The organism is Myceligenerans halotolerans, assembly GCF_054782975.1.
The window spans coordinates 228,775-253,376 of the sequence record NZ_BAAGRL010000012.1; the positions used below are offsets into that span (position 1 = coordinate 228,775).

The following is a 24,602-nucleotide window of genomic DNA, read 5'->3' on the forward strand; positions in this document are numbered from 1 at the left end:
GCCACACGACCGTGTGACTGACGGAGTGACCACACGGCCGACCGGCCCGCCGTCCCGTTGGGCCTATGGCACGCCGTACGTCGTCGTGCGCTGACGGACCGGGCGGCCGATGCCCGACGCGATCTCCTCCAGTTCCGCGACGGTCTTGGCCGAGCCGTGCTCCGAGCCCGCCATCCGGGAGATCGTCTCCTCCATCAGCGTTCCGCCCAGGTCGTTCACCCCCGCCCGCAGCATGCGCCGCGTCCCGTCCACGCCGAGCTTCACCCAGCTCGTCTGGATGTTGTCGATGCGGCCGTGCAGCATGATCCGGGCCATCGCGTGCACGGCGAGGTTGTCGCGCGCGGTCGGGCCGGGGCGGGCGACGCCGGCGAGGTAGATCGGCGAGCTGTTGTGCACGAACGGCAGCGGCACGAACTCGGTGAACCCGCCGGTCTCGTCCTGGATGCGGGAGATCACGCGCAGGTGCTTGACCCAGTGCCGCGGGTGGTCGACGTGCCCGTACATCATCGTCGAGCTCGACCGCAGCCCGACCCGGTGCGCCGTGGAGACGACGTCGATCCACGTGCTCGTCGGCAGCTTCCCCTTGGTGAGGATCCAGCGCACGTCGTCGTCCAGGATCTCCGCCGCCGTGCCGGGGATCGTGTCGAGGCCGGACTCGCGCGCCTTGATGAGGAAGTCCTCGAAGCTCAGGCCGGTGCGTGAGGCGCCGTTGACGATCTCCATCGGGCTGAACGCGTGCACGTGCATGTCCGGCACGCGTTGCTTGATCGCCTGGGCCAGGTCGAAGTAGCCGGTCGCCGGCAACTGCGGGTCAATGCCGCCCTGCATGCAGACCTCGGTGGCGCCGAGGCCCCAGGCCTCCTCCGCCCGGTCGGCGACCTGGTCGAGGGACAGCGAGTAGGCGTCCGCGTCGCTGCGGCGCTGCGCGAAGGCGCAGAACCGGCAGCCGACGTAACAGACGTTGGTGAAGTTGATGTTCCGGTTCACCACGTAGGTGACGTCGTCGCCGACGACGTCGCGCCGCAGCGAGTCGGCGAACGACGCGACCCGCTCCAGCAGTTCGCCCTCGGCGGTCATCAGCGTCAGCGCGTGCTCGTCGGACAACCCGCCCGGATCCCGCTCGGCCGCCGCCAGCGCGGCCTTCCCCTCGGCGCTGATCGCCACCGCACGAGTGGTCGCCGCCGCAGCGGTCGACCCCGATGCGGGCGTCGACTCCGACCCCGCCTCCGGTCCCGATGCCGACGCTGATGCCGTTGTCGCGGAGCCCGTCGTCGTGCCGTCAGCCCCGCCGCCGTCAGCCCCGCCGCCGTCGACCACGCCATCCTGGTCGACCACGCCATCTTGCGCGGTGGAAGCGCGACCATCGCGCAAAATGGCGTGGTCGGCAGCCGTCGCGGCCTGGTTCCGGTGGGCCACCTCGTCTCGTAGGCCCTGCCAGTCGCCGTAGACCGAGTCGAAGTCGGCGCGGCGATCGGCCGTGCGGCCCTCCGTGTCAACCGTCTCGTGCAGGTCGGTGCGGCCGGCGGCGGTGAACCCGCCGTCGGGCTCCTGCCACGGGAGGCCGGACGGCTTCACGCCGGGCCGCGCCAGACCGTCGTCGTCGGCGAGGGCCGCGACGTGGGCGCTGATGCGCGGGTCGAGCCACGGCTCGCCCTGCAGGACGTACCGCGGATGGACGGTGAGCCGCGGGCGCAGGGTGAAGCCGTGCTGCTCGACGGTCTCACGGAGGCGGTCGAGCGACGGCCAGGGGCGCTCGGGGTTCACGTGGTCGGGGGTGAGGGGCGAGACCCCGCCCCAGTCGTCGATCCCGGCGTCCAGGAGGGCGGTGCACTCGGCCAGGTCGACGAGGTTCGGCGGAGCCTGGATGCGCGCCTTCGGGCCGAGCACGACCCGGGTGACCGCGATCGCGGCGCGGTACTCGTCGAGCGGGAGGTCGTCGCTGTGCCGCATCGCGGTGTCGGGCTTGGCGCGGAAGTTCTGGACGATGATCTCCTGCAGCGCGCCGTAGCGCCGGAGATTCGCGCGCAGCGCGAAGATCGTCTCGGCACGCTCGGTGAGGTTCTCGCCGATGCCGACCAGCAGGCCGGACGTGAACGGGATCGCGAGCCGTCCCGCGTCCTCGAGCACGCGGAGCCGGACCTCCGGGTCCTTGTCGGGCGAGCCGTAGTGCGCCAGGCCCTTCGTCTCGTACAGCCGCCGGGAGGTGGTCTCCAGCATCATCCCCATGGACGGGGACACGGGCTTGAGGCGGTTCATCTCCTCCCAGCTCATGACGCCGGGATTGAGGTGGGGGAGGAGGCCGGTCTCCTCCAGGACGCGGATCGCCATCGCGCGCACGTAGGCGAGGGTCGAGTCGTAGCCGCGCGAGTCGAGCCACTGCCGGGCCTCGGGCCAGCGGTCCTCGGGGCGGTCGCCGAGCGTGAAGAGCGCTTCGAGGCAGCCCAGCTCCGCGCCCTCGGCGGCGATGGCGAGGATCTCGTCGGGCGACAGGTACGGCTCCCGGCCCTCGCGGGCGGCGTGGCCCGGCGTCTCCACAAAGGTGCAGTAGTGGCAGCGGTCGCGGCACAGCCGGGTGACGGGGATGAAGACCTTCGGCGAGTACGTCGTCGTGCCGGGCCGGCCCGCCTCGACCAGGCCCGCGTCGCGGACCCGCGCCGCGACCGCGCACAGCCGGTCCAGTTCCTCGCCCCTGGCGGCGAGCAGCGCGGCGGTCTCCTCGACGTCCAGTGCGACGCCGCGCTCGGCGCGGGCCAGCGCGCGGCTGGTCTGCCGGGGTGTGGGGGCTGCGGGGACCTGGGCCGCGATGTCGTCGTCCATGGTGAGAAACCCTATGCGGTCGTCAGGGGAGGGATGGCCCGGACTCAGCGGTGCAGCCGCTTCTCCAGGCCGTCGAGCATGACGTCGAGCCCGAACTCGAACTCGGCCTGGTCATCGCACCAGCCGAGCGTCGTGGACGCCTCGTGGGCGAGGTGCTGCGCCATCTGCGCGAGGAAGGGCAGACTCTCGGCCATCGCGGCCAGGTCGGCGAGCGCCGCCTCCTCGTCCAGGTCGGTCTCCACGACCGCCGGCGCCTCGGGTTCGAAGAGTTCGGGCGAGAAGCCCAGCGCTCGCGGGCCGAACGCGTGCAGGGCGTGGTGGATGGTGTCGAGGGTGAATCCGCCGGCGGACATGATCGCCCCGAACTCGTCGAGGTAGCGCATCAGCGCGGGTCCCATCGTGCCGTGCGAGCCGATCAGGGCGGGTGCCCAGCGGTGCCGGAGCAGTGTGTCCCGGGCGGTGAGGATGCGGCGGCGCAGGTTGGTGCGCCAGTCGGCCGGGTCCTCGGGCGCGGGGAGGGCGTCGCAGGCGTCGTTGACCTCGGCGATGACGACCTCGACGAGGGAGTCGAGCAGGTCGTTCTTGCCGGAGACGTGCCGGTACAGCGCCATCGCCTCGACCCCGAGCAGGTCGGCGACGGACCGCATGGTGATGCCCTTGAGGCCGTCCCGGTCGGCGACCTCCACGGCGGCTGCCTGCACGCGGGCGCGGTTCAGGGGACGACGCCGGTTCCGTGTCTCGGTCACCATCGCATTCTCTCCGACGATTCATCCCTCCGAGGACTTGTGGACGGCTACGCTTACAAGGTAAACATGTTTACAAGATAAACTGCGATCGAGGGATCAGGACCATGACCATGACCAGTGCCGCTCCACCGGGCACCACGACCTATCCCCGCGACGCCGCCGTCGTCGCGGGCGTCTCCACGCTCGCCATGGCGGTGGCGGCCCTCCCCGCCAACGCCACGCTCCTGGGCCTCGCGGGCACCGGCGCCGCGGGTGCGGCCGACCGGATCGCCGACGGCCAGGTGCTTCTCGGCCTGGCGATCACGGCGTTCCTGCTCGTCGTGATCCTCGACGTCGTGCTCGCCTGGGCCGTGTGGCGGTTCTTCGGCAGCGGACACCGGGAGCTGCCCGCCCTGGCCGCCTGGCTCCGCGTCACCTACGCGGCGGTCCTCGCGACCGCCGTCGGACACCTCTCCACGGCACTCGGCATCGCCACCGGCGCCGCCCCCGACGACGCCGCCGCCCACGCGGCGCTCGGACAGTTCACCGCGACGTGGCGGGTCGGCCTCGTCGTGTTCGCCGCCCATCTCGTCGTGCTGGGCCTGATCGTCCTGCGCGATCGCGCCACCCCGTCGCTCCTCGGCGTCGTCCTGCTCGTGGCCGGGTTCGCGTACGCGGCCGACGGCGTCGCCCGCCTCTTCCTGCCCGACGGCGCCGTCCTCCTGACCGTGCTCACCGGGATCCTCGTGGCCAGCTCGCTGCTGGGCGAGGTCGCACTCGGCATCTGGTTCCTGGTGCGTGGGGGGCGGTCGCGATGAGCGTGATTCTCACGGTCCTCACGGTCCTCGGCGTGGTCGTCGGGACGGTCGCCGTCCTGCTCGCCGCGGCGATGGCGTTCGTGGTGATCGGCGTCCGCACCCAGAACCCGCGCATCCTGGGGGCGGTGCGGCGCTTCAACCGATCCGTCACCAACCGCGCCCAGCTACGCACCGCCGGCAAGGAGGGTGCCACGATGGGGCTGCTGCGCCACCGGGGGCGCACGAGCGGCCGCGAGTACGTCACGCCGATCGGGCCCAGCCCCGAGCCCGGCGGGTTCGCCGTCGAGCTGCCTTACGGGCCCGATACCGACTGGCTCCGCAACCTGCGGGCGGCCGGATCCGCCGTCCTGGAGTTCGACGGCAAGACCTACCACGTGGACCGCCCGGAGGTGGTCCCCGTCGGGGAGACGGCCTTCCCCGAGCTGGAGCCGGCGACGATCCGTATCTTCAAGCTCGAGAACGCGCTCCGGCTGCGCGCGACGGAGCTCGCGGGCGAGGAGCGGCCGGTCCCCTGAGTCAGGGGTCCGTGCACACCACGAGGTTCCTTACGCTCCAGGCCCCGGGGGCGTAAGGAACCTCCTGGTTCACAGGGGACCTCCCGGATGGCAGCCCGGCGCCGCGGCCAGCATGCTGGGGAGGGGCAGGCGGACGGAGGGGGCAGCCGGTGGACGAGCAGAGCCTGATGATGCTGGCGCTGATCACGCTCGCCGCGGTCGTCGCGCCGTTCCTCGCCGACCGCGGCGAGCCGCGGCTGAAGGTGCCGGCGGTGGTCTTCGAGATCCTGCTGGGCGTCCTGCTCGGGCCGGCGCTGCTCGGCCTGGTGGAGAGGACCGACGTCGTCGACGCGCTGAGCGATCTCGGGCTGGCGTTCCTCATGTTCCTGGCCGGGTACGAGATCGAGGTCGGGCGCGTCGTCGGCGGGCCGCTGCGGCGGGCCACCTGGAGCTGGCTGGTCTCGCTCGGGGCGGGACTCGGCCTCGGGCTCGTCGTCGGCGGGACGGAGACCGGCCTGGTGGTGGGGCTCGCGCTGACCACCACCGCACTCGGTGTGGTCCTCCCGCTGGTCCGGGACGCCGGCCTGGGCGGCACGCGCTTCGGCGACGGCGTGCTCGCGGTGGGGACCATCGGGGAGTTCGGCCCCATCCTCGCCATCGCCTTCGTGCTCAGCGGGCAGCGGCCCGCCCACACGCTCGCCGTACTCGGCGCGTTCACCGCGCTAGCCCTGGCCGGGGCGTGGCTCGCGCGCCGGCCCCGCCATCCGCGGCTGGGCCGCCTCGTCGCGGCCACGCTGGGGACGAGTTCGCAGGTGGCCGTCCGGCTCTGCGTGTTCCTGGTGATCCTGCTGTTCGCGATCACCGAGTGGCTCGGGCTCGACCCGGTGCTCGGCGCGTTCACGGCCGGCCTGCTCGTGCATGTCTTCCTCAGGTCGAGCGACCCCGCGGAGGCACGGATCGTCGGCTCCCGGCTCGAGGGCATCGGGTTCGGCTTCCTCATCCCGATCTTCTACGTCGTCACCGGAGTCGGTCTGGACGTCCAGTCGCTGGTCTCCGACGCGGCGGTCCTCGTCAGCGTGCCGATCTTCCTCGTGCTCCTCCTGGTGGTCCGCGGCGTCCCGACCTTCCTCTTCCACCGGCGGGACCTCCCGCGGCGTGAGGCGCTCGCCCTCTCCACGATGGCGTCGACCGCGCTCCCCCTCGTCGTGGTGATCACGACGGCGGGCGTGTCGAGCGGCGCCCTCGACGAGGCCCAGGCGGCGGCCCTGGTCTGCGCGGGCGTGCTCTCGGTGCTCCTGTTCCCGGCCCTCGCGGAACGGATCGGGGGCATGCACGCACCGGCCGCAGCGGAAGACGAACACCCGGAGGAACAGGACGACCGGCTGTAGGACCGGCCGCCGGACCGGGCGTCGGACTCCGGGCACCCAGGTCGCGGGTCTCGTCCCCGGTGCCACCTTCGGTTGGCATCTCTCGCCGCGCAGGCTCGCCGCGCAGGCTCGCCGCGCAAGCGCTCGGCGTGAGCCGTCAGCCCCGTCGTCGTTCCAGTCCGTCGAGGATGAGCTCGAGCCCGAAGCCGAACTCGTCCGCCCAGTCGTAGCCCGGCCGGAGGTAGTGGTTCGTGGCCATCTCGACCATCGCGGGGTACTCGCCGGTGCCCATCTGCTCCATGATCGGCCGGGCGATGTCCCCGGCGGCGCCCGGACCGTCGAACGGGAGCGACGCCTCCTGCAGTGCGAAGCCGTACACGTAGCTGTCGACGAGCGCGTAGGCGTGGGCCGTCAGCTCGGTCGAGAAGCCGGATCGCAGCAAGCACGCGAGGACCCGGTCGTGATGTCGCAGGGTTGCCGGGCCGGGGGAGGCGCGGGACTCCAGGAGGCCGATCGCCCAGCTGTGCTCGCGGAGGACGGCACGCGCCGAGTGCGCGCTCCGGCCGATCTCCTCGCGCCAGTCGCCGTCGGGATCCGGGGAGTCGATCGCCTCGAAGACGACGTCGACGAGGGCGTCCAGAAGCTCGTCCTTGCCGGAGACGTAGTGGTAGACGGACATCGGCCGGGCGCCCAGCTCGTTCGCCAGGGAACGGATGGTGAGCCGCTGCAGTCCGTCGCGGTCGGCGACCGTCAGGGCCGCGTCCAGGACGCGTGCGCGGCTCAGCCGCGTCCGGGACGGCGTCGCGGGGTTCGAAGGGTCGGTCATCGTGCCTCTGTCGGGGGTTCTCTCGGATCTGTCACGGGCTCTCTCAGGGCTTCGTACTGTGTACGGTAGCATTAGTACTTAGTACGAAACCGCCGCACGGTGCCGGGTACGACGACGCCGCGCGGGCCCTCACCCGCCCCCAGAGAAGGACTCAGCCATGACCACCCTGACCACGCCCCCGCGCCTGGACGCGCGCATGCTCACCTCCCGGCTGATCGGGAGCCTGTTCCTCGCCGGGTTCCTCATGTACGGGACGGGCAACGCCCTGGTGACCTCCGTCGCCGACGGGGAGGACTTCCTCGCCTCGGTCCCCGCGCACGCGACGCTCCTCGCGCTCGGCGCCTTCCTCATGCTGCTCAACACCGCGGTCGACATCGGCAAGGCGGTCCTGTTCTTCCCGGTGGTCGACCAGTACGGCAGGAAGACGGCGCTGGCCTACCTCGCGGCGATGATCATCCAGGTCATTCTCATGGCCGCCGGAGCGCTCGCCGTGCTGCTGCTCATCCCCCTGGCCCGGGAGAGCGCGGCCGCCGGGCCCGCCGGCGACGGCTGGGCGACGGCGCTCGCCCACCTGGCCCTCGACGCCAACGAGCTCGGCTACCAGGCGGGCCAGCTGACGCTGTCCGTGGGCGCCTTCGTGCTGGTCGCCCTGCTGTACCGGACCCGCCTGGTGCCGCGCTGGCTGGCCGGTCTCGGCCTCGTCGGCTACGCCGCGCACGCGGCCGGGTCCGCCGCGGAGATCTTCGGCGTCCACATCAGCCTCGTGATGCTGATCCCGGGAGCCCTCTTCGAGATCGGCCTGGCGGGCCGGCTGCTCGTCAAGGGGTTCGACCCCGAGGCGTACGAAGGACCGCGCCGGCAAGCCGTGACGGCGTAGTCGACGAACCACGAGCTTGCTTGCGCTTCAAGGGGTCGAAGCGAAAGCAAGCTCGTGGTTCGTCACCAACTTCGTCAGTCGATGTCGTCGGCGCCGAAAGGTGTGCGGGCGGACGATCTCGTCAGAGCTCGGCGAGGCCGTGACGGTAGGCCCACACCACCGTCTGCACGCGGTCGCGGGTGCCGATCTTCGTCATCGCGCGCCCGAGGTGGGATTTCACCGTGCTCGTCTCCACGTACAGCTCGCGTGCGATCTCGGCGTTCGACATGCCGCTCGCCAGGAGCCGCACGATCTCGGTCTCCCGCTCGGTGAGCGCGGCGGCCGGGCCGGGCGCGGTTGCGGTCCTCCTCGTCCGCCGGGCGAACTCGGTGATCACCCGCCGCGTCACGGCCTGGTCCACCATGCCCTCACCCGCCGCGAGCCTCCTGACGGCCGTGATCAGTTCCTCCGGTTCGCAGTCCTTGAGGAGGAACCCGCTCGCGCCGGCCTCGAGGGCCCCGAACACGTAGTCGTCCAGGTCGAAGGTGGTCACCACGAGAACCGCGGGCGCCACGGGCGCCGGGCCGTCGCCCTGACGGCCGTCGCCAGGACCGCCACCACCGGGGCCTTCGCCCTGACGGCCGCCGCCAGGACCGCTGCCGCCGGGACTTCCGTCGTCGGGCCCCGCGCCGTGACGGCCGCCGCCAGGACCGCTGCCGCCGGGACTTCCGTCGTCGGGCCCCGCGCCGTGACGGCTTCCGCCGGGACCGCTGCCGCCAGTGTCTGCGCCGTTCGGATCCATCGTGTTCGCGGCTGCCAGGATCTGGCGGGTCGCCGCGATCCCGTCGCCGCCGGGCATGCGCACGTCCATGCAGACCACGTCCGGTCGTAGACGAGCCGCCTCACGGACCGCGGCCGGGCCGTTCGACGCCTCCCCGACCACCTCGATGTCCCCGGCGTCCTCCAGCAGCACCCGGTAGCCGGCGCGCACCACCGCCTGGTCGTCCACGAGCAGCGTCCTGATCATGCGAGATCCCCCGTCTCGTCGTCGTGTCCTGCGCCAGGACGGCTGCTGCCGGTCCCTTCGTCGCCCGGCCGGCCGGTGCCGGGCCCGGCACCGCGGCGGCTGTCGGCGTGCCGGCTTCTCCGGCGGCCGTCGTCGCGCCCTGCCTCCGGTCGACCATGGGCATCCGTACCCGGGAACCCGTCGACCCTCTCCCGCGACAGCCCGTCGTCGTGCGAGACCGCGAGTCGCAGCCGCACCCGCCAGCCGCCGTCGGCGGCCGGACCGGCGGCCAGGTCGGCACCGATCAGGCCGGCGCGTTCGCGCATGCCGATCAGGCCGGACCCTCCACCACCCGCGAGTTCGGCGGGGGAGCGGGCGGCCGGGCCGTTCACCACCTCCAGCTCCACCGCCCGCGGGCCGTAGGCGAGCCGGACCCGCGCCGCTGCGCCCGGCGCGTGCTGCCGGACGTTGGTCAGGGCCTGCTGGGCGATCCGATAGCAGGAGATGTCCGTGATCGGCGGCAGCCGCAGAGCCTCGCCCGTCCGTTCCAGTACGACGTCGGTGCCGGCCCGCCGGGCCTCCTCCACCAGCGCCGGAAGCGCGCCCAGTCCCGGCACCGGGGCGTTCCCGTCGACGCCGGCGTCGTCCCGGAGCAGACCCACCACCTGCCGGAGGTTCTCCAGGGTCGCCTTGCCCTGCGAGCGGATCCAGGCCGCGCCCGAGCGGGCGGCGTCGTCGTCCCGGCCGATGAGGCGGTCGACGGCGGAGGCCTGCACGATCATGCCCGACAGGTGGTGGGCCGCGACGTCGTGCAGCTCGCGGGCGATCCGGCCGCGCTCCGCCGCGACGGCTGTCTCGGCGCGCTCGCGCTGCGCCGCGATCTGGGCCTGTGCGCTCCTCCGCTCCAGTTCGCGCTCGCGGCGGCGCGTCGCGACATAGCTGCCGACGAACGCCGCGCCGCCGTAGGCCATCAGCGCCGACCCTGTCTGGCTCACGACGAGCGCGGCCAGGTCCGGCCGCCCCCATGCCGCCACGACCACCATCGCGGTCTGGGCCAGCACGGCCGGGACCAGGACGGCGAGCGTGGTCGTGGTGGAGGTGCGCGACCCGACGGTGTACGCCGCGACGAGCAGCGCGATCCCGTGCGACATCACCTCCGGCGCGACGGCGACGAGCGCCACCTGGCACGCCGCGACGGCCAGGAGCGTCGCCATCGGCAGGGAGCGGCGCAGCGCGAGGAACGGGGCCTGCGCGCACGACAGGACACCGACCGCCCAGTACTGCGCGGAAGACAGACTGACGTCGGGGTCCGCGTCGATGAGCCGCACCATGATCATGACCACTCCGAGCGTGATCACGGTGACGACAGCGGCCAGTAGGGCGTCCTGCCGGTATACCCGGCGTGTCTGGCGTTCCTCGGGCGGTGACTGCACGGGACTCATCCTGTCTCAGTCCGTCTCAGTAGGAGATGTTCGGGGACAGGAGGTGGAACATGATCGCGAAGTTCGTGACCGCGGAGAGCGCCACGAGCGCCACCGCCGGTCCCGCGATCCGGCGCCAGCCGGCCCGTCGCCGGATCGCGCCGACCAGTCCGGCCGCCGCCGGCACCATACCGAGCGCGCCGACCACCTGAAGTGCCTGGAGCCCTCGGATCGCCGAGGACGGCACCTCCACCAGCTCCATGATGCTCAGTACGGCCACGGACCAGCCGACGACGGCGAGCAGCGCACTGACGACACCCACCCGGGTCAGCGCCCGCCAGAGCCGTCCCGCGGGGTCCGGGGCGGGCAGCTTGCGGATCCGCCGCCAGACGGCACCCGCGGGCCAGGCCAGGAGCGAGAGGAGCAGCACGGCGGTGGCGGCAAGGAGGATCGGCAGGCCCGCCTCGCGTTCGGCCGCGAGCGGCAGGATCGTGAAGGCGGAGTCGTGCGCGATGCCGGTGACGCGACCGTTCTCGGTCCGGACCGCGATTCTGCGCTCCCCGTCGACCTCCTGCCACACGTCGTCGCCGATCTGCTCGTAGACGGCCGGCCGCTGGGTGCCCGGGTCCGGGTTCATGGCCAGGCGGCCGTCGTCGCGGGCGCTCAGCTTGTAGCTCATCACCGGGGCGAGCGCGGCGAGGAAGTTGCTGTGGAAGCCGCGGGCCGCGACGTACGTCCCGGCCAGACGCTCGGCGTTCTCCCGCTGGGTCACGGTGTCGATGCCCGTGCGGGCGCTGTCGTCGGCGGTGTCCTCACCGGTGGTGCCGTCCGCGGGGAAGTACCGGTCGGCAAAGTCCTCCAGCAGGTCCATGCGCAGCTCGTGGGTCACCAGGGGGTCCAGACCGGAGCTGTTCACGGAGATGTAGAACCCGGTGCCGTCGTCGGGGTAGAGCTGCAGGTGGGAGTGGAACAACTGGGTGTCGCCCCCATGGCCGACGATCCGGTGACCGTTCCGGTCCTCCTCGAAGAGCCCGAGGGTCATGCGCTGGGCGCCCGCGAAGCTGCCGAGGTCGGCCTCGGTCAGCGCCGGGGAGTACAGCTGCTCCCGGGTCGCGTCGTTCAGCAGCAGGTTCTCCTCGGGGACCGCGCCGAGCTGCGCGAGCATGAACCGCGCCATGTCGTTCGCGGAGGAGGTGAGGGCCCCGGCCGGCGGGGTGCCGACGATCTCGAAGGGCTGGGCCGGGCCGGTGGCGTCAGCATAGCCCTGCGACATCTTGTCCCGCAGTTCGTCCGGCAGCGGCTGGCGGAACGTGGACGACTCCATCCCCAGCGGCTCGAAGATGTGGTGGTCGACGTAGCCCTCGAACGACTCGCCGCTGACCCGCTCCACGATGTACCCGGCCAGCGCGTTGCCGTAGTTGGAGTACGCGGGCGTGGTCCCGGGGGCGTAGGCCTGCTCGGGCGGGTCGGTCACGAGGGCCTGCCGGAGATCCGCGGGTCCGTCGCCCGAACCGATCAGCCCGCCGATGCGCTCCTCGAACCCCGGGGTGTGGCTGAGCAGGTGCCGCAGCGTGAGGTCGGCGTCGAAGTTCCGGTCGATCTCGAAGTCGAGGTACTCGGAGACGTCGGTGTCGAGATCCAGGTCTCCCTGCTCGACGAGCTGCATGACGGCGGTGGCGGTGAAGACCTTGGACACCGATCCCGGCCGGAACAGCGTGTCGGCGTCCGCGTCGACCGGCGCGCCGCCGTCCGCGCCGGTGTCGGCCTGCCCGAAGCCCCGCGTCGTGACGACCTCGCCGTCGTGCACGACGGCGACCGAGGCTCCGGCGATCTCGTTGGCCTCCATGGCCGCGGGCAGCCTCTCCTCGAGCCAGGCGTCCACGTTCGCTGCGGTCAGCTCCTCGGCGACGGCGGCCACGGTGCCCAACCCCGCGCCCGACGTCGTACCTGCCTGAGCGGCCGACAGCGTGCTGGTCTCGGCGCCGGACGTCGTGCCTGCCTGAGTGCCGGACGTCGTGCCTGCATGAGCGCCGGACGCAGCGGCTGCGTGAACGCCAGGCCTCGCGCCTGTGTGCGAGGCGGACGCGGCGCCGGCGTGCGAGCCGAATCCGGCGCTGGACGACTCAGGCTGGGTACCGCCGCAGGCGGCCGTCGTCGCGACGAGCGCGGCGGCGCCCAGCGCGGCGGCGATCCGCGCCGGGAGGGGTGGTCGGATTCCCGGTGCCCGACGGCGGTCCGTGGTGGCGGCGTGCATGTGTCCTCCTGGGTGCTCTCGCCCCGCAAAGGGGCTTCGGTTCGAGTGCACCCAGCGTCGTCGGCGGGCCCTGCCGCGCACGACTGGCGGAGGTCGGAAATCGGCCTACGACCTTTGGCGGAACCTCGGGCGACGATCGGCCCGATGCCGAGGAGTGGGACCCGAGGGAGCGGCCCCGCGGCATCGGACCGACCATCCGTCCGCGCGGGGCGGACAAGGCTCGGGTGGGGCGGTCGGGCCACGCGTCACACGCACGACCACCGGCCCGCGGTCCAGCACGTTCAGGCTGCGGAAGCGACCCTCGCTGTCAGGCCATCGCGTCGCGGACCTTGGCGGTGTCGACGAACTGCTCGAAGCGGACGATGAGCCCGCCCCGGACCGTGAAGTGATGCGCCACGCGCACGTCGATCGGCTTGCCTGTGGCCTTGTTGACCGCGGTGTAGCGGGCCAGGACCACGACGTTCTCGCCGTCGGCCACGTAGGTGTCGTCGTGGGCGGCCCAGTCGGTCCAGTCCGCGCCCAGCCGCTCCATCACGTTCGTCGTGACGCCTTCGGGCGTGCGATAGGTGCCGGCCAGCGGGAAGCCCGCCATCTCGGTCCACTCGACGTCGGGGGCGAGGGTCGCGCGCAGCGCCTCCAGGTCCCCGGCTGCGGACGCCAGGTACTGGCGTCGCACCACGTCACGCGGCTCGATCGAGGTCGCGAAGTCGCTCAGCCCCATGCCATCTCGCCCTTCGCGACCTTGCCCCCGAGTTGTGCGGCGACGAGCAGTTCCGCGCCGGGGTAACGCTCGACGAGCTCGGCGGTCACGGCGGCGCCGTCCGCGGAGGTCTTGAGGACGTCCTCGAACTGCTCGAGGTACTCGCGGGTGTAGCGGACGGCCTCGACGGTGGCGGGCGCGCCGGGCGCGCGGTGGCCGGGCACGACCAGGTCCGGGTCGAGCGCCTCGATCTCGTCGAGCACGCCGCGCCACACGGCGCGAGCGGCCTCGCCGGTGTCGGCGGTCCACACGTGCTGCCCGGCGAAGACCATGCAGCCGCCGAGAACCGCCCGCTGCTCGGCCTGCCACAGGTAGTGCCGGTCCTCCAGGCCAGGGGCTCCGCCGCGAAGCTCGAAGCGGTGCCCTTCCAGGGTGATGTCGCCGCCGAGGACCTCCAGGTCGATCAGCCGGGTCGGCAGGTTCACGCCCGAGGTGGCCCAGGCCTTGAGCTTGCCCTCGTAGGAGTGCTGGATGTGCTTGATGACCGGTGCGGTCGCGACGAACCGGGCCTGCGGGAAGGCGTCCGCGAGAACCTCGGCGCCGAAGTAGAAGTCGGGGTCGCCGTGGCTGATGTAGACGGTGGTGAGGGCCTTGCCGGAATCGAGGACGGCGGCGGCGAGGCGATGGCCGTCGGCGCGGGTGAAGCCGGCGTCCACGAGCATCGCCTCGGTCTCGCCGGCGACGAGCGTGGCGGTCTTGGCCTTGTTCCCGGCAGGGAAGTCCAGGTCGAAAAGGGTGAACTCGAGTGCGGTCATGGTTGCTCCTCGTATCAGGGCCGGGCACCGCGCGGATGCGGCGCCGTTCGTCTGACTGAACAGTATCTGACCAATCAGATATTCCCTGGAAGAGTTCCGGTGTGGACCGGCCTGCCGGCTATCGCAGGCGCCCGACCGCCTCGCCCGCGGAGCGGCTGAGTATCCGCAGGTTCTCGGCGAACGCGGCGCGGTGCTCGGCGCGCAGCGGTTCCAGGAAGTACCGCTGGATGTTCGCCAGGTGCACGCTGCTCGCCTCGACGGTCTTCGCCTCTCCTGCCGCCGTCAGGCGCACGATGCGGCCGCGCCGGTCGGCGGGGTTGTCGCTGCGCTCCACGAGGCCCGCCACCTCCATGCGGTCGATCAGCCGGGTCACTCCGCCGGTGGTCAGCACCTGCTCGCGGCTGATGGTGCGCATCGACAGGCCGGGCTCCCCGGCGCGGGCCAGGATCAGCAGTACCTCGAACATCAGGTGCGAGATCCCGCACCGCTCCTCGATCTCCCGGCCGAGCACGTGCTCCAGCCGGCTCGCCGCCCCCAGGAACCGCCCGAAGGCGACCACCGACTCGTCATCGGCCGCCTCCTTCGCGGTCGCGAACGCATCGCCCACAGTGCCTCCCCGTCGTCGCGGTCCACGATACGAGGTGCGATCACTGGTCAGTGCGTCAGAGCTGCCGTAGCTGCGCAGCAGTCGGATGGCCGCGGCCGGAGAACGTCACCGAGGGGCGCGGGCCGATCCGGAGCGGCGGCGTACGCGCCGGATCGCCACGACGACGAGAACCGCCGCGATCAGGACCACGCCCGCGTAGGCGATCCACGGGGCGATCTCGTGGAGGAACTGCTGGACGGTCGCCGCAGCCGCCACCACGGGATCCGCGTCCGCGCCCGCGTGCAGCACCCGCAGTTCCCAGTAGCCGTACCAGCCCACGTACAGGCCCGCGACCAGGAGCAGCGCGCCGCCCGCCTTCGGGAGCCAGCTGCCCGACCGTCGCGCCCGCGCGATGAGGCCGTCCCGGGCCAGCGCGACTCCGACGGCGGCCGTCCCCACCATCAAGCCCATCGCGCCCGCGTAGGTGAGGAACAGCAGCACCCCGGCCAGCGGCGAGTCGACGCGGAACGCGGTCACCACCACCGCGAGGAACGGCGCGACGGTGCAGCCCAGCGAGGCGATTGCGTAGGACGCGCCGAACCCGGTCATCGAGCCGAAGCCCGCCGTCGGCGCCCCCTGCTTCCCGGGCCGGCGGCCGATCGTGATCGAGGGCAGGCTGCGCCCCGCGAGCAGCCATCCGCCGGCCGCGGCGACCACCAGCCCGAGTACCACGGTGAACGCGGGCAGGTAGGCCTGGACGGCGGCCGCGACCGGCGCGACGGCCAGGCCGAACAGGAGGAACACCCCGGCGAACCCGAGCGTGAGGGCGAGCGTTGCTCGGATCGCGCGTCCGACGGCGGCCGGTCGCGACCGCTGTTCACCGAGGACGAACAGGGAGAGGTAGGCGGGCAGCAGCGCGAACCCGCACGGGTTCACAGCGGCGACGACCCCCGCACCGAAGGCCACCGCGAAGGCGTCCGCGCTGGGCACGTCAGCCCGCCAGGTCCGCGACGAGGTCCTCGAGGGTGCCGTTGTCCAGGTAGCCGTCCGCGACGACCTCGCCGTTCTCGTCGATCACGGCGTAGGTGGACTGCGCGGTGACGCCGAACTTCGACCAGACCACGCCGTCGACGTCGACGAGGTGGGTGATGTGCGGGATGTCGTCGGCCAGGTCGCGGATCTCGTCGCCGGACGCGAGGCCGCCGGCGCCGACGAACTCGACCTCGCCGTCGTACCGCTCCGCGAGGCCGGTCACGGTCGGGATCTGGGCGCGGCAGGTCGGGCACCAGGGCGCCCAGAACCAGAGCACGGTGGGCGTACCGGCGATGGAGGTGCCGTCGAACGTGCCGCCGTCCAGCGTCTCGGCGGAGAAGTCCCAGGCGGCCGGGTCGACGTCGGCCCCCGAGCCGGCGTCGGCGGCATCGCCGTCGCCGGTGTCCGAGCCGGAGTCGGTGTCCGTGCCGGAGTCGGCGTCCGTGCCGACCGGGGCTTCCGGGCTCGCGCCGGCGTCGTCGCCGGTCTCCGTGCCCGGGGTGGTCCCGGCGGCGCAGCCCGCGAGGAACAGGACGCTGACGATCAAGGGTGCGAGAATCCGACGCATAGACACAGTCTGCTCCCGGAACTGGGCGGATTGTCGGTGAGCGTCCTTACAGTCCGATGACGTCGGCCGGCTGTCGCCGGTCCACGGTGACCGTCACGCGGCGCGGGCGTAGCGCTGACCACGGGTTTCGGTGACTTTGGGCGATAGTGATGGGCGTTACAGAGGTGTCGCCGTGTGGCAGCGGATCGTGGGGGCCATGGTCCGGAAGCTGGTACTGGTGGCGGCGCTGCTCGTGGCGCTCGCCGGATGCGCCGCGCCGGAGGAGCCGGCCGGCGATGGGTCCGGCACGGCGGGCGAGTCCGGGTCCGCGGCGGGGTCCGGCGTCGACGACGACACGCCGTCGGCCCTCGACTACCCGCAGAACCCCGACCTGCCCGAGCCCCTCATCGACCTGGACCACCTCGCGTCCGGGGGCATACCGCCCGACGGCATCCCCGCGATCGACGACCCCGTCTTCCAGCCGGCCGGCGAGGTGGACTGGCTGGACGACGACGAGCCCGTGCTGTCCCTCACCGTCGCCGACGAGACCCGGGCCTACCCCCTGCAGGTGATGACGTGGCACGAGATCGTGAACGACGAGGTCGGCGGCGTGCCCGTGGCGGTCACCTACTGCCCGCTGTGCAACTCCGGGGTGGCGTTCGAGCGCACCGTCGACGGCGAGGTGCTGGACTTCGGCACGTCCGGGAAGCTCTACATCGACAACCTGGTGATGTACGACCGGCAGACCGAGTCGCTGTGGCCGCAGCTCACCGGTCAGGCCTCCGTGGGGCACCTCACGGGGGCGCAGCTCGTGGCGATCCCGATGGGGGCGGTCGGCTGGGGCCAGTTCCGCAGCGACCACCCCGACGCGCTGGTGCTCACCCGCGACACGGGCTTCTCGCGCGACTACGGCCGCAACCCGTACCCCGGGTACGACGACCCGGACGGCCGCCTGCTCGTGCAGCCCCCGACCGAGGATCCCCGGCTTCCGGTGAAGGAACGGGTGGTCGGGATCGAGTCCGACGGCAACGCGGTGGCCGTGCGCCGCGCCCTCCTCGCCGAGTCGGGAGTGCTCGAGGTCGAGGTGGGCGGCCGCGACCTGGTGCTCTGGCACCGGGAGGGCCAGGCCTCGGCGCTGGACGCCGATCGCATCGTCGACGGCCAGGAGGTCGGCACTGTCGGTGTCTTCGAGCCGACGACGGCGGACGGGCGCGCCCTTACCTTCCGCCCGGCCGGCGCGGGGTTCGAGGACGAGGAGACGGGATCGGCCTGGAACGTCCTGGGACGCGCGACGGCAGGACCGCTGAAGGGCGAGACCCTGGAGCCCGTGACGCACCTCGACACCTTCTGGTTCGCCTGGGTCGGCTTCCAGCCGGAGACGCGACTGATCGACTGAGCCGGCCCGGCCACTGATCGTCGGCTGCCGAGTACCGACCGTCGACCGTCGACCTCCGACCGGCTGTCGACCGCCGGCGCAGGCGCTGGTTTCGAGTCGCATGTCCTCGTCGACCTGATGCGGTTCGCGGCTGTCGGTTGTGCAGGCCGGTGAGTGCTCGTGCTTACAGAAGGCCCGGCGCGCTTCGCGGCAGGATGGCGGGTATGACGAACACGCCCAGGACCGACGCACCCGCACCGCCGAAGGGCCTCCCCGCCGTCCGGATCGGGGTGATCGCCGGGCTGACCGGCATCCTGTGCTGCGTCGGCCCGACGGTGCTCGCGCTGATCGGCGTCGTCAGCGCGGCGACGGCGTTCACCTGGGCCACCGACCTCTACGACGGCTACGCCTGGTGGTTCCGGCTGGCCGGCCTGGCGGTGCTCGCCGGACTGGTCGTCTGGGCGTTGCGGCGCCGCGACCAGTGCAGCGTCGCGGGCGCCCGGGGCGCGTGGCGCAAGCTGGCGGCGGCCCTGGCCATCGCGGTCGCGACCTATGCGGCCCTCTACGCGCTCACGACCTGGCTGGGCACGTTCGCCTGACCGGGGACCGTATTGGTTGGCGGTTCAGTAGGGCGGGGGTCCCTCTTCCGGCGCTCTTCAATGGATTCGAAACCCTGTTGAACCCCGATCAGCAGCTATGGGATCAGCCGGCCGCCGCGAGGTTCTTCAGGGCCTCGTGGATGCCGCGGTGGAAGGTCGGGTAGGCGTAGATCATGGAGTCCAGCTCGGTGAGGGGGACCCGGGCGTGGACGGCCAGTGCCAGCATCCCGAGCACCTCGCCGCCGTGCGGCCCGGCGGCGGTGGCGCCGACGAGGTGGCCGGCGTCGGTGTCGGCGACCAGCTTGACGAAGCCCTCGTTGCCGGCCTTGTGGATCCAGCCGCGGGTGGTGGACGAGACCTGCTGGATCCCGGTCGCCACCGTCAGCCCCGCCTCGCGTGCGCCGGCCTCGGTGAGCCCGACCGCGCCGACCTCCGGGTCGGTGAACGTCACCCGGGGGAGCGCGCGATGGTCGGCGGCCGGGCCGTCCTGGCCGAGGATCTCCCGCACCACGATGTCGGCGTGGTACGTGGCTACATGGGTGAACGCGCCCTTGCCCGCCACGTCGCCGAGCGCCCACACGCGGTCGGCGACCCGGAGCCGGTCGTCGACCAGGTCGCCGCGGGGCGCGACGCCGAGCGCGGTGCGCGTCTCGGGGGTCAGGCGCGGGCGACGGCCGGTGGCGACCAGGAGCTTCTCGGCACGCAGGTCGCCGGAGATGCCGTCGGCGGTGACGGTGAACCCGCGGCCGTCGTCGTACGCGACGCGCGTGACCGGGGAGCCGGCGTGCGGGGCGACACCCTCGGCCCGCAGGACGTCCGCGATCAGCTCCGAGGACTCCGGCTCCTCCATGGGCAGGATGCGGTCCGCCGCCTCGACCACGGTGACCTCCACCCCGAACCGGGCGTAGGCCTGTGCGATCTCCAGCCCGATGGCGCCGCCACCGAGCACGATCAGCGACGCCGGGAGCTCCTCGGCCTCGATCGCGCCGCGGTTGGTCCAGAACGGCGTGTCGGCGAGGCCCTCGATCGGCGGGACCACGGGCTCGGTGCCCGTGGCGACGACCAGGCCGCGGGACGCGGTGTACTCGGTGTCCCCGACGCGCACCCGGTCCGGCCCGAGGATCTCCGCACGCCCCCGGACGAACCGTCCGCCGGCGTCGGCGAAGCGGTCGACGGCGGCCGTGTCGTCCCAGTCGGCGGTCGCCTCCTCGCGGATGCGGCGGGCCACCGGCGCCCAGTCCGGCGTCACCGTCGAGTCCCCGGCCATCCCGGGGATCCGCCGGGCCTCGGCGAGCAGGTTCGCGGCGCGGATCATCATCTTCGAGGGGATGCAGCCCCAGTAGGGACACTCGCCCCCGACCAGGTTGTCCTCGATGCCGATCACGTCCACGCCCGCCTTCGCGAGCGCGCCGCCGACCGCCTCCCCGGCGACCCCCAGCCCGACGACGACGACCTCTGCCTGCTCCGTGGTGCTCATCTCGGCTTCCTCTCCTCGCGGTGTGCGGATGGCGCGCGCGACCTGTCGCGGCCGATCCCCTTGCTGCGGATGCTTGCTCCGGATGGTCCCAGAATGCGCCGCCGCACTCGGCGAGGCACAGCGGCAGTCTTTCCCATGGCCGCGGACTTTTTCGTGAGCGCACTCACTCATCGCCGGCACACCGATGAGTTTCCGTGCGGCCCGTCGTCGGACCTCACATGGGAATCATCACCGCTGATATCGGAGTGTCCACCGACCTCATCTCCGCCGGGCACGATCAGTCGCTCGACCACCCGTTCGGGGTGGTCGCGGGTGAACGCCTGCACCCCTGGATGTTCGAGCACGAGGACGACCACCGCGCCGAGATCGACGCGATCCTCGACGCCGGGGCGTTCATCATGGGCCGCAACATGTTCTCGCCCGGGCGCGGGGAATGGGACCTCGACTGGAGGGGCTGGTGGGGCGAGGAGCCGCCGTACCACGCGCCGGTCTTCGTCCTCACCCACCACAGGCGGGAGCCGCTGGAGATGACCGGCACGACGTTCCACTTCGTCACCGACGGCATCGAGTCCGCGCTCGAACAGGCGCGGGACGCCGCCGGGGACCGGAACGTGTCGATCGCGGGCGGTGCCACCACCCTGAACGAGTACCTCGCCGCCGGGTACGTCGACGAACTGCGGCTGCACATCGTCCCCTTCACGCTCGGCGACGGCACGCGCGTGTTCGACGGCGTTCCGCCCATCGAGTTCTCGGAATCCACCGTGCGGCACACGCCGGAGGTCACGCACCTGACGCTGCGGCGCTGACTGCCGCCGGGATGTCGGGACTTGGTCAGGTCGGGCCGTTGCTTGTGAGCCATGCAGTTCCTTTCGTTTCAGGCCGCTAAACGGAAAGAAACTGCATGGCTCGCAGACAACAGAGGACGGAGCGCGGGGCGTCAGCCTCTTGTCCGGAGGTGGGCCGCTCATCGCTCGGCGATCAGCAGGGCGTAGCCCAGGGTGCCCGCGGCGATCGCGTCGCGGACCGCGCTCATCATCTGCGGGGCCGCCGCGAGGTCGACGCCCAGGGACTCGGCCTCGGCCCCGGCCGTCATGCGCACGAACGTGAGGCGTGCCTCGATCTGGTCGACCATGCGCACCAGGGCGTCGTCGTGCCGCTCCGTGGTGCGGATCCGCAGGCCCAGGTCTCACCGTGATCGTTGGGGCGTCCGTGCGAACTTTCACTCACAATTCACCAACCCGGGGAACCTGCCTCCGTGGAGTGCGGGAAGATATGTCGCGTGGATCACCGGAACGCCCGATTCGTCAAAACTCGCATCGCGGCCTCCGCCTTGGTCACCGCCCTGGCAGCCACCGCGCTCGCCGGGTGCTCCGTTCCCAGCGCCGAGGGCTCCGGCGCCCCGTCGGACGACGCCCGGCCCGCGGTGCGCGCGCCCGAGGACGGCGTTCTCGCGCTCGTCTCCGACGAGCCCGCCGAGCTCGCCCTCCACGCCAGCCAGTCCCTCTTCGACCACTCACCCGTAGCCGTGCTCGCCGCCGTCGACGACGCCGCCGACCGCATGACCGCCGCCGCGACCGGTGAGGCGCTCGCCGCACCGGTGCTGCTCGAGGGTGGCGTCATCGACGCCGCCGGTCTGCGGAACGAGCTGGAGCGGCTGGGCGTCGAGTCGCTGGTCGTCGTCGGCGACGAAGGGGATGTGGCGGCCGCGGCCGCCGTGGCCGGCGAGCGCGACGTCGTCCGCTTCGACCCGAACGCGGTGAGCGAGGCGGCCGAGGAGGCCGTCGAGTCCGTGGAGCCCGGGGGCAAGGGGACGTCGGTCGGAACGGGCGCGGCGGTGCGATCGTCGTCGGCCGGGACCGAGGTCACGCTTCCCGAGGCCGGGATGATCGACCCCACCAGGCTCCGGACCCTGCGCGAGCAGGTTCCCGACGTGGAGGAGCCGGACCAGCTCTCCGAGGTGATGCTCCTGATCGATCCGGCGGACGGTCAGGAGGCGGCCATCGGGACCGCGCGGGCGGCGGGCGCGGTCCCGCTCGTCGTCCCCGGCGGCGATCCCGGTGCGCGCAAGGCGGCGATCAGCCGGATCATGTCCGCGGACCCGCTCGGCGTCGTCGCCATCGGTCCCGGGTTCACCGATCAGGACCGTCTCACCTGGCAGGTCGAGGCCGCGCGCCGAGGGGCCACCTACCCGCACGGCACGCAGCGCCTGGCCGGCGAGACGTATGTCGCGACGTCGTTCACGCCGCCGGCCGGGGCGGACCCGGCCGTCACCGGGGCGGCCGCCGACGAGGCGCGCGCGGCGGTGGACGCGTACGGGGGCGTGCCGGTCGTGTCGGTCGCCGCGAGCGTGAAGTCGTCGGATCCGGGAGTGGACGGGGACTACCTGGACCCGCTGCCCGTCGAGGACCTCACCGCCGTGGTGGGCGCGCTGCGCGAGGCCGGGATCGTGGTGCTGCTCGACGTCGTGCCCGGCAATCGGCCGCTCGCCGCCCAGATCGACACGCTCGAACCGCTGCTTGCGCGGCCGGGGGTCGGACTCGCGCTGCACCCCGAGTTCCGCGTGCCGGGCAACGGCGCGGACGTCGAGGGACAAGTCCCGGTCGCGGAGTTGCAGGCCGTGGTGGACCGGGTCGCCGGGATCGTGTCCGCGCAGGGGCTGCCGCAGGCGATGGTCGTGGTGCACCAGTCGACGGCGTCGTCGATCACGGACCGGGCCGCGCTGAAGCCGCGCGCCGAGGTGGTCACGGTGTTCGCCGCGGCGGGCCCCGTCGACGGCGGAACGACGGCGAGCGGCGTGTGGTACGACGTCGTCTCCGGCCTGCCGAAGCGCGCCGCCACCGGCTGGGCAGGCCCGCCGACGGGCGCGCCCCTCCCGTCGGATCCCGCGGCACCGCTCCTGATCACGGTCGACTGAGGCCGCGCCGGTCCAGCCGAACCGCAGCCCGGTTCCGGTGGCTGCCGGCGAACCGCGCGTTGAATCGTGCCAATCGGCGGTTTATACGATTCAACGTGCGGTTCGGCGGGCGGTGTCGGGGCGATCCTGCGGTTCGGCAATCGGTGCCGGGCTGATCTTGCGGTTCGGCGAGCTCGGGGGCTGGTGGTCTCGCGGTTCGGCGGAGGCCGCTACCAGTCCACCTGCGGGGTGGGGTGGTATGCCGTGCCGTCGCGGCGCCATGCCGCCGCCTCGGTCGCGATCCGCTGCCGGAAGGACTCCCAGTTCTTGCCGTCCTGGGCTGTCCACGCCGCCTCGGCAACGGCCGCGAGGCGGGGGAGCAGCATGGAGAACAGGTCGTTCCGCGTCACCAGGGTCTCGGTCCACACGCAGGCCGACACGCCGTCGACGGCCTCGGCGGGAAGCCCGTCGATCGTCGCGGCAGGGTCCCACTCGTAGGAGTCGCGCAGCTCAACGAACCCGGCCCACTCCAGCCCCAGCGGGTGCTCGGGCGTGTACTTCATGTCCAGGTAGGTCCGCTCGGCGGGGGCCATGACGAACCGGCCGCCGGCCTCGGCGGCGCGCAGGAACGCGTCGGGCTTCGCGCGGGGGTCCCAGTAGTGCAGCACGGTCCCGGCCCGCACGGGCGACCCGGCGGGAGCGGTACCACCGTCAGGGACGACGGCGGTCGCGGTTCCGCCGCCCGTCGTCGTGCCGTTCGCCGTCGTACCGGTTGCAGTTGTCACCCCGGCCACCGCCGTCGTACCGACTACCGCTGCCGCTCCGGGAGCCGCGGCGCCGCCCGCACCCCCGCCGGCCGCACCGCCCGCTCCGACACCCGCCGCGGCCAGCGCCGCCGCGGCCGTCTCGGCGTCGCCGTGCCCCGCTCCGGCGGCCTCCTGCCACGCGGCCGGCGTCTTGCCCGAAGACGCGACGATCTCCTGGCACAGCTCCACGAACCCCAGGTACTCCTCGCTCGCCATCCGGTGCACCTCGTCGCCGCCGAAGTGCACCCACTCCCCGCGGGTCATCCGCGCGACGTCGCCCAGCACGTCCCGCAGGAACGGCTCGGTGGCCGGCAGGTCGAGGTACAGGCGGGAGAACCCGACGTCGATCCCCTCGTAGGTGTCGGTCGGCCGCCCGTCCGGGGTCAGCTCGCCGTAGGCGTGGGTCGCGGCGTTGACGTGCCCGGGCACGTCGATCTCGGGGACGACGACGATCCCGCGCGCGGCCGCGAACTCCTGCAGGTCGGCGTAGTCGTCGACGCTGAGATACCCGCCCTGGTCCCCGTGCACGGCGCCCTGTGAGGAACGTGCCACCAGCTCCGGCCGCGAGGGGATCTCCAGGCGCCAGCCCTGGTCGTCGGTGAGATGCAGGCCGAGGCGGTTCAGCTTGTACTGGGCGAGCAGGTCGACGACCGCCCGCAGGTCGTGGGGCCCGAAGAAGTGCCGCGCGATGTCGAGGGAGAGCCCGCGCCACTCGTACCGCGGCTCGTCGCGCACGACGACGGCCGCGACCTCGCCCGGATGCCCGGCGGCCTGGGCGGCGCCGGCGAGCTGGCGCAGCGTCCGCAGGCCGTGGATGAGGCCCGTCCGCCCGGGTGCGGCGACGAGAACGCCGTCGGAGGACACGGTGAGCGTGTACCGCTCCGGGTTCGAGGACGCCTCCGGGCCGGCGGTCTCGTCGACGCGCAGCTCGAGCGGGACGCCGGGAGACGAGTCGGCCTGCGACGGCGCGACGACGGTGAGGCCCGCGGGTTCGAGCAGTTCCGCCGCGAGGGACCGGAGGCCGGGATCGGCACAGCCTTCACCACCCGGAACGACGTCGGGCACGATCACCCGCACCCGGTCGAGGCTCACCACCCCCTGGCCCGGCTCGACGTGGACGGGGGCTGGAGTGATCGCCACGGCGACGTCGTTGTCCGTCATAGGCCGCGAGCATAGCGCCGAATACTG

General features: G+C 72.6%; 22 protein-coding genes. 8 read left to right on the forward strand and 14 right to left on the reverse strand.

What is annotated here, in order from left to right; all coding sequences use genetic code 11:
- Positions 1-63 precede the first annotated feature (63 nt).
- Both ACYVK5_RS10215 and ACYVK5_RS10220 read right to left on the reverse strand, forming a co-directional pair.
- Positions 64-2,817, reverse strand: a complete 2,754-nt coding sequence (locus ACYVK5_RS10215) for a bifunctional FO biosynthesis protein CofGH (protein ID WP_460704469.1) — start codon at positions 2,815-2,817, stop codon at positions 64-66.
- A 44-nt stretch (positions 2,818-2,861) separates the two neighbouring features.
- Positions 2,862-3,563: a TetR/AcrR family transcriptional regulator C-terminal domain-containing protein gene (locus tag ACYVK5_RS10220; RefSeq protein WP_460704471.1), complete on the reverse strand. Its 702-nt coding sequence runs from the start codon at positions 3,561-3,563 to the stop codon at positions 2,862-2,864.
- A gap of 104 nt (positions 3,564-3,667) precedes the next feature.
- Between ACYVK5_RS10220 and ACYVK5_RS10225 the strand changes: the two genes are divergently transcribed.
- The 3 genes from ACYVK5_RS10225 (at position 3,668) to ACYVK5_RS10235 (ending at position 6,242) form a co-directional block, all read left to right on the forward strand.
- A complete protein-coding gene (locus ACYVK5_RS10225) occupies positions 3,668-4,360 on the forward strand; it encodes a DUF4386 domain-containing protein (RefSeq protein WP_460704473.1) in 693 nt (230 codons plus the stop codon).
- Positions 4,357-4,875, forward strand: a complete 519-nt coding sequence (locus ACYVK5_RS10230) for a PNPOx family protein (RefSeq protein ID WP_460704475.1) — start codon at positions 4,357-4,359, stop codon at positions 4,873-4,875. Before ACYVK5_RS10225 ends, ACYVK5_RS10230 begins: the two co-directional genes overlap by 4 nt.
- 149 nt (positions 4,876-5,024) lie before the next feature.
- Positions 5,025-6,242 (forward strand): cation:proton antiporter, encoded by a 1,218-nt coding sequence (locus ACYVK5_RS10235; RefSeq protein WP_460704477.1) that lies wholly within the window; start codon positions 5,025-5,027, stop codon positions 6,240-6,242.
- 136 nt (positions 6,243-6,378) lie between these two features.
- Here the strand turns inward: ACYVK5_RS10235 and ACYVK5_RS10240 are convergent, their stop codons facing one another.
- Positions 6,379-7,047, reverse strand: coding sequence for a TetR/AcrR family transcriptional regulator (locus tag ACYVK5_RS10240; RefSeq protein WP_460704479.1), 669 nt, complete (start codon positions 7,045-7,047; stop codon positions 6,379-6,381).
- A gap of 157 nt (positions 7,048-7,204) precedes the next feature.
- On the opposite strand from ACYVK5_RS10240, the gene ACYVK5_RS10245 reads away from it, so the two are divergent.
- Positions 7,205-7,924, forward strand: a complete 720-nt coding sequence (locus ACYVK5_RS10245; RefSeq protein ID WP_460704481.1) for a DUF4386 domain-containing protein — start codon at positions 7,205-7,207, stop codon at positions 7,922-7,924.
- A 121-nt stretch (positions 7,925-8,045) separates the two neighbouring features.
- On the opposite strand, the gene ACYVK5_RS10250 is transcribed toward ACYVK5_RS10245, so the two are convergent.
- The 8 genes from ACYVK5_RS10250 to ACYVK5_RS10285 all read right to left on the reverse strand — a co-directional run bounded on the left by ACYVK5_RS10250 (position 8,046) and on the right by ACYVK5_RS10285 (position 16,285).
- The gene (locus ACYVK5_RS10250; RefSeq protein ID WP_460704483.1) at positions 8,046-8,930 is read right to left on the reverse strand and encodes a response regulator; all 885 of its coding nucleotides are present in this window, start codon (positions 8,928-8,930) and stop codon (positions 8,046-8,048) included.
- Positions 8,927-10,342 carry a sensor histidine kinase gene (locus tag ACYVK5_RS10255; protein ID WP_460704485.1) on the reverse strand — a complete coding sequence of 472 codons (1,416 nt, stop codon included), beginning with the start codon at positions 10,340-10,342 and terminating at the stop codon, positions 8,927-8,929. Before ACYVK5_RS10255 ends, ACYVK5_RS10250 begins: the two co-directional genes overlap by 4 nt.
- 25 nt (positions 10,343-10,367) lie before the next feature.
- On the reverse strand, positions 10,368-12,584 hold the full coding sequence (locus ACYVK5_RS10260; RefSeq protein WP_460704487.1) for a serine hydrolase domain-containing protein: 2,217 nt from the start codon (positions 12,582-12,584) through the stop codon (positions 10,368-10,370).
- Between the two features lie 307 nt (positions 12,585-12,891).
- Positions 12,892-13,305, reverse strand: a complete 414-nt coding sequence (locus ACYVK5_RS10265) for a nuclear transport factor 2 family protein (RefSeq protein WP_460704489.1) — start codon at positions 13,303-13,305, stop codon at positions 12,892-12,894.
- Entirely contained in the window at positions 13,296-14,099 is an 804-nt protein-coding gene (locus tag ACYVK5_RS10270) for an MBL fold metallo-hydrolase (RefSeq protein WP_460704491.1), read from the reverse strand. The genes ACYVK5_RS10265 and ACYVK5_RS10270 overlap by 10 nt, the downstream gene beginning before the upstream one ends.
- Before the next feature lie 118 nt (positions 14,100-14,217).
- Entirely contained in the window at positions 14,218-14,706 is a 489-nt protein-coding gene (locus tag ACYVK5_RS10275; protein WP_460704493.1) for a MarR family winged helix-turn-helix transcriptional regulator, read from the reverse strand.
- Positions 14,707-14,811: 105 nt separating this feature from the next.
- Positions 14,812-15,675: a cytochrome c biogenesis CcdA family protein gene (locus ACYVK5_RS10280; protein ID WP_460704495.1), complete on the reverse strand. Its 864-nt coding sequence runs from the start codon at positions 15,673-15,675 to the stop codon at positions 14,812-14,814.
- 1 nt (position 15,676) lies between these two features.
- Complete coding sequence (locus ACYVK5_RS10285) at positions 15,677-16,285, reverse strand: TlpA family protein disulfide reductase (protein ID WP_460704497.1); 609 nt, start codon at positions 16,283-16,285, stop codon at positions 15,677-15,679.
- A 196-nt stretch (positions 16,286-16,481) separates the two neighbouring features.
- Here ACYVK5_RS10285 and ACYVK5_RS10290 point away from each other — a divergent pair, with 196 nt between their 5' ends.
- Together ACYVK5_RS10290 and ACYVK5_RS10295 are read left to right on the forward strand one after the other, a co-directional pair.
- Positions 16,482-17,660 carry a DUF3179 domain-containing protein gene (locus ACYVK5_RS10290; protein ID WP_460704499.1) on the forward strand — a complete coding sequence of 393 codons (1,179 nt, stop codon included), beginning with the start codon at positions 16,482-16,484 and terminating at the stop codon, positions 17,658-17,660.
- Positions 17,661-17,863: 203 nt separating this feature from the next.
- Positions 17,864-18,238, forward strand: a complete 375-nt coding sequence (locus ACYVK5_RS10295; protein WP_460704501.1) for a hypothetical protein — start codon at positions 17,864-17,866, stop codon at positions 18,236-18,238.
- Between the two features lie 103 nt (positions 18,239-18,341).
- On the opposite strand, the gene ACYVK5_RS10300 is transcribed toward ACYVK5_RS10295, so the two are convergent.
- Positions 18,342-19,715: a dihydrolipoyl dehydrogenase family protein gene (locus ACYVK5_RS10300; RefSeq protein ID WP_460704503.1), complete on the reverse strand. Its 1,374-nt coding sequence runs from the start codon at positions 19,713-19,715 to the stop codon at positions 18,342-18,344.
- Positions 19,716-19,933: 218 nt separating this feature from the next.
- On the opposite strand from ACYVK5_RS10300, the gene ACYVK5_RS10305 reads away from it, so the two are divergent.
- On the forward strand, positions 19,934-20,521 hold the full coding sequence (locus ACYVK5_RS10305; protein WP_460704505.1) for a dihydrofolate reductase family protein: 588 nt from the start codon (positions 19,934-19,936) through the stop codon (positions 20,519-20,521).
- A gap of 158 nt (positions 20,522-20,679) precedes the next feature.
- On the opposite strand, the gene ACYVK5_RS10310 is transcribed toward ACYVK5_RS10305, so the two are convergent.
- The gene (locus ACYVK5_RS10310; protein WP_460704507.1) at positions 20,680-20,853 is read right to left on the reverse strand and encodes a hypothetical protein; all 174 of its coding nucleotides are present in this window, start codon (positions 20,851-20,853) and stop codon (positions 20,680-20,682) included.
- Positions 20,854-20,994: 141 nt separating this feature from the next.
- Between ACYVK5_RS10310 and ACYVK5_RS10315 the strand changes: the two genes are divergently transcribed.
- Positions 20,995-22,629 carry a hypothetical protein gene (locus ACYVK5_RS10315; protein ID WP_460704509.1) on the forward strand — a complete coding sequence of 545 codons (1,635 nt, stop codon included), beginning with the start codon at positions 20,995-20,997 and terminating at the stop codon, positions 22,627-22,629.
- Positions 22,630-22,838: 209 nt separating this feature from the next.
- On the opposite strand, the gene ACYVK5_RS10320 is transcribed toward ACYVK5_RS10315, so the two are convergent.
- Positions 22,839-24,575 (reverse strand): family 20 glycosylhydrolase, encoded by a 1,737-nt coding sequence (locus ACYVK5_RS10320; RefSeq protein WP_460704511.1) that lies wholly within the window; start codon positions 24,573-24,575, stop codon positions 22,839-22,841.
- Between the last annotated feature and the right edge of the window lie 27 nt (positions 24,576-24,602).

Excerpts from the sequence above, each read along its gene's own strand:
- ACYVK5_RS10215 (WP_460704469.1), bottom strand. The coding sequence starts at position 2,817 with ATGGACGACGACATCGCGGCCCAGGTCCCCGCAGCCCCCACACCCCGG.
- ACYVK5_RS10225 (WP_460704473.1), top strand. The coding sequence starts at position 3,668 with ATGACCATGACCAGTGCCGCTCCACCGGGCACCACGACCTATCCCCGC.
- ACYVK5_RS10230 (WP_460704475.1), top strand. The coding sequence starts at position 4,357 with ATGAGCGTGATTCTCACGGTCCTCACGGTCCTCGGCGTGGTCGTCGGG.
- ACYVK5_RS10240 (WP_460704479.1), bottom strand. The coding sequence starts at position 7,047 with ATGACCGACCCTTCGAACCCCGCGACGCCGTCCCGGACGCGGCTGAGC.
- ACYVK5_RS10245 (WP_460704481.1), top strand. The coding sequence starts at position 7,205 with ATGACCACCCTGACCACGCCCCCGCGCCTGGACGCGCGCATGCTCACC.
- ACYVK5_RS10250 (WP_460704483.1), bottom strand. The coding sequence starts at position 8,930 with ATGATCAGGACGCTGCTCGTGGACGACCAGGCGGTGGTGCGCGCCGGC.
- ACYVK5_RS10260 (WP_460704487.1), bottom strand. The coding sequence starts at position 12,584 with ATGCACGCCGCCACCACGGACCGCCGTCGGGCACCGGGAATCCGACCA.
- ACYVK5_RS10265 (WP_460704489.1), bottom strand. The coding sequence starts at position 13,305 with ATGGGGCTGAGCGACTTCGCGACCTCGATCGAGCCGCGTGACGTGGTG.
- ACYVK5_RS10270 (WP_460704491.1), bottom strand. The coding sequence starts at position 14,099 with ATGACCGCACTCGAGTTCACCCTTTTCGACCTGGACTTCCCTGCCGGG.
- ACYVK5_RS10285 (WP_460704497.1), bottom strand. The coding sequence starts at position 16,285 with ATGCGTCGGATTCTCGCACCCTTGATCGTCAGCGTCCTGTTCCTCGCG.
- ACYVK5_RS10290 (WP_460704499.1), top strand. The coding sequence starts at position 16,482 with ATGGTCCGGAAGCTGGTACTGGTGGCGGCGCTGCTCGTGGCGCTCGCC.
- ACYVK5_RS10295 (WP_460704501.1), top strand. The coding sequence starts at position 17,864 with ATGACGAACACGCCCAGGACCGACGCACCCGCACCGCCGAAGGGCCTC.
- ACYVK5_RS10300 (WP_460704503.1), bottom strand. The coding sequence starts at position 19,715 with ATGAGCACCACGGAGCAGGCAGAGGTCGTCGTCGTCGGGCTGGGGGTC.
- ACYVK5_RS10305 (WP_460704505.1), top strand. The coding sequence starts at position 19,934 with ATGGGAATCATCACCGCTGATATCGGAGTGTCCACCGACCTCATCTCC.
- ACYVK5_RS10320 (WP_460704511.1), bottom strand. The coding sequence starts at position 24,575 with ATGACGGACAACGACGTCGCCGTGGCGATCACTCCAGCCCCCGTCCAC.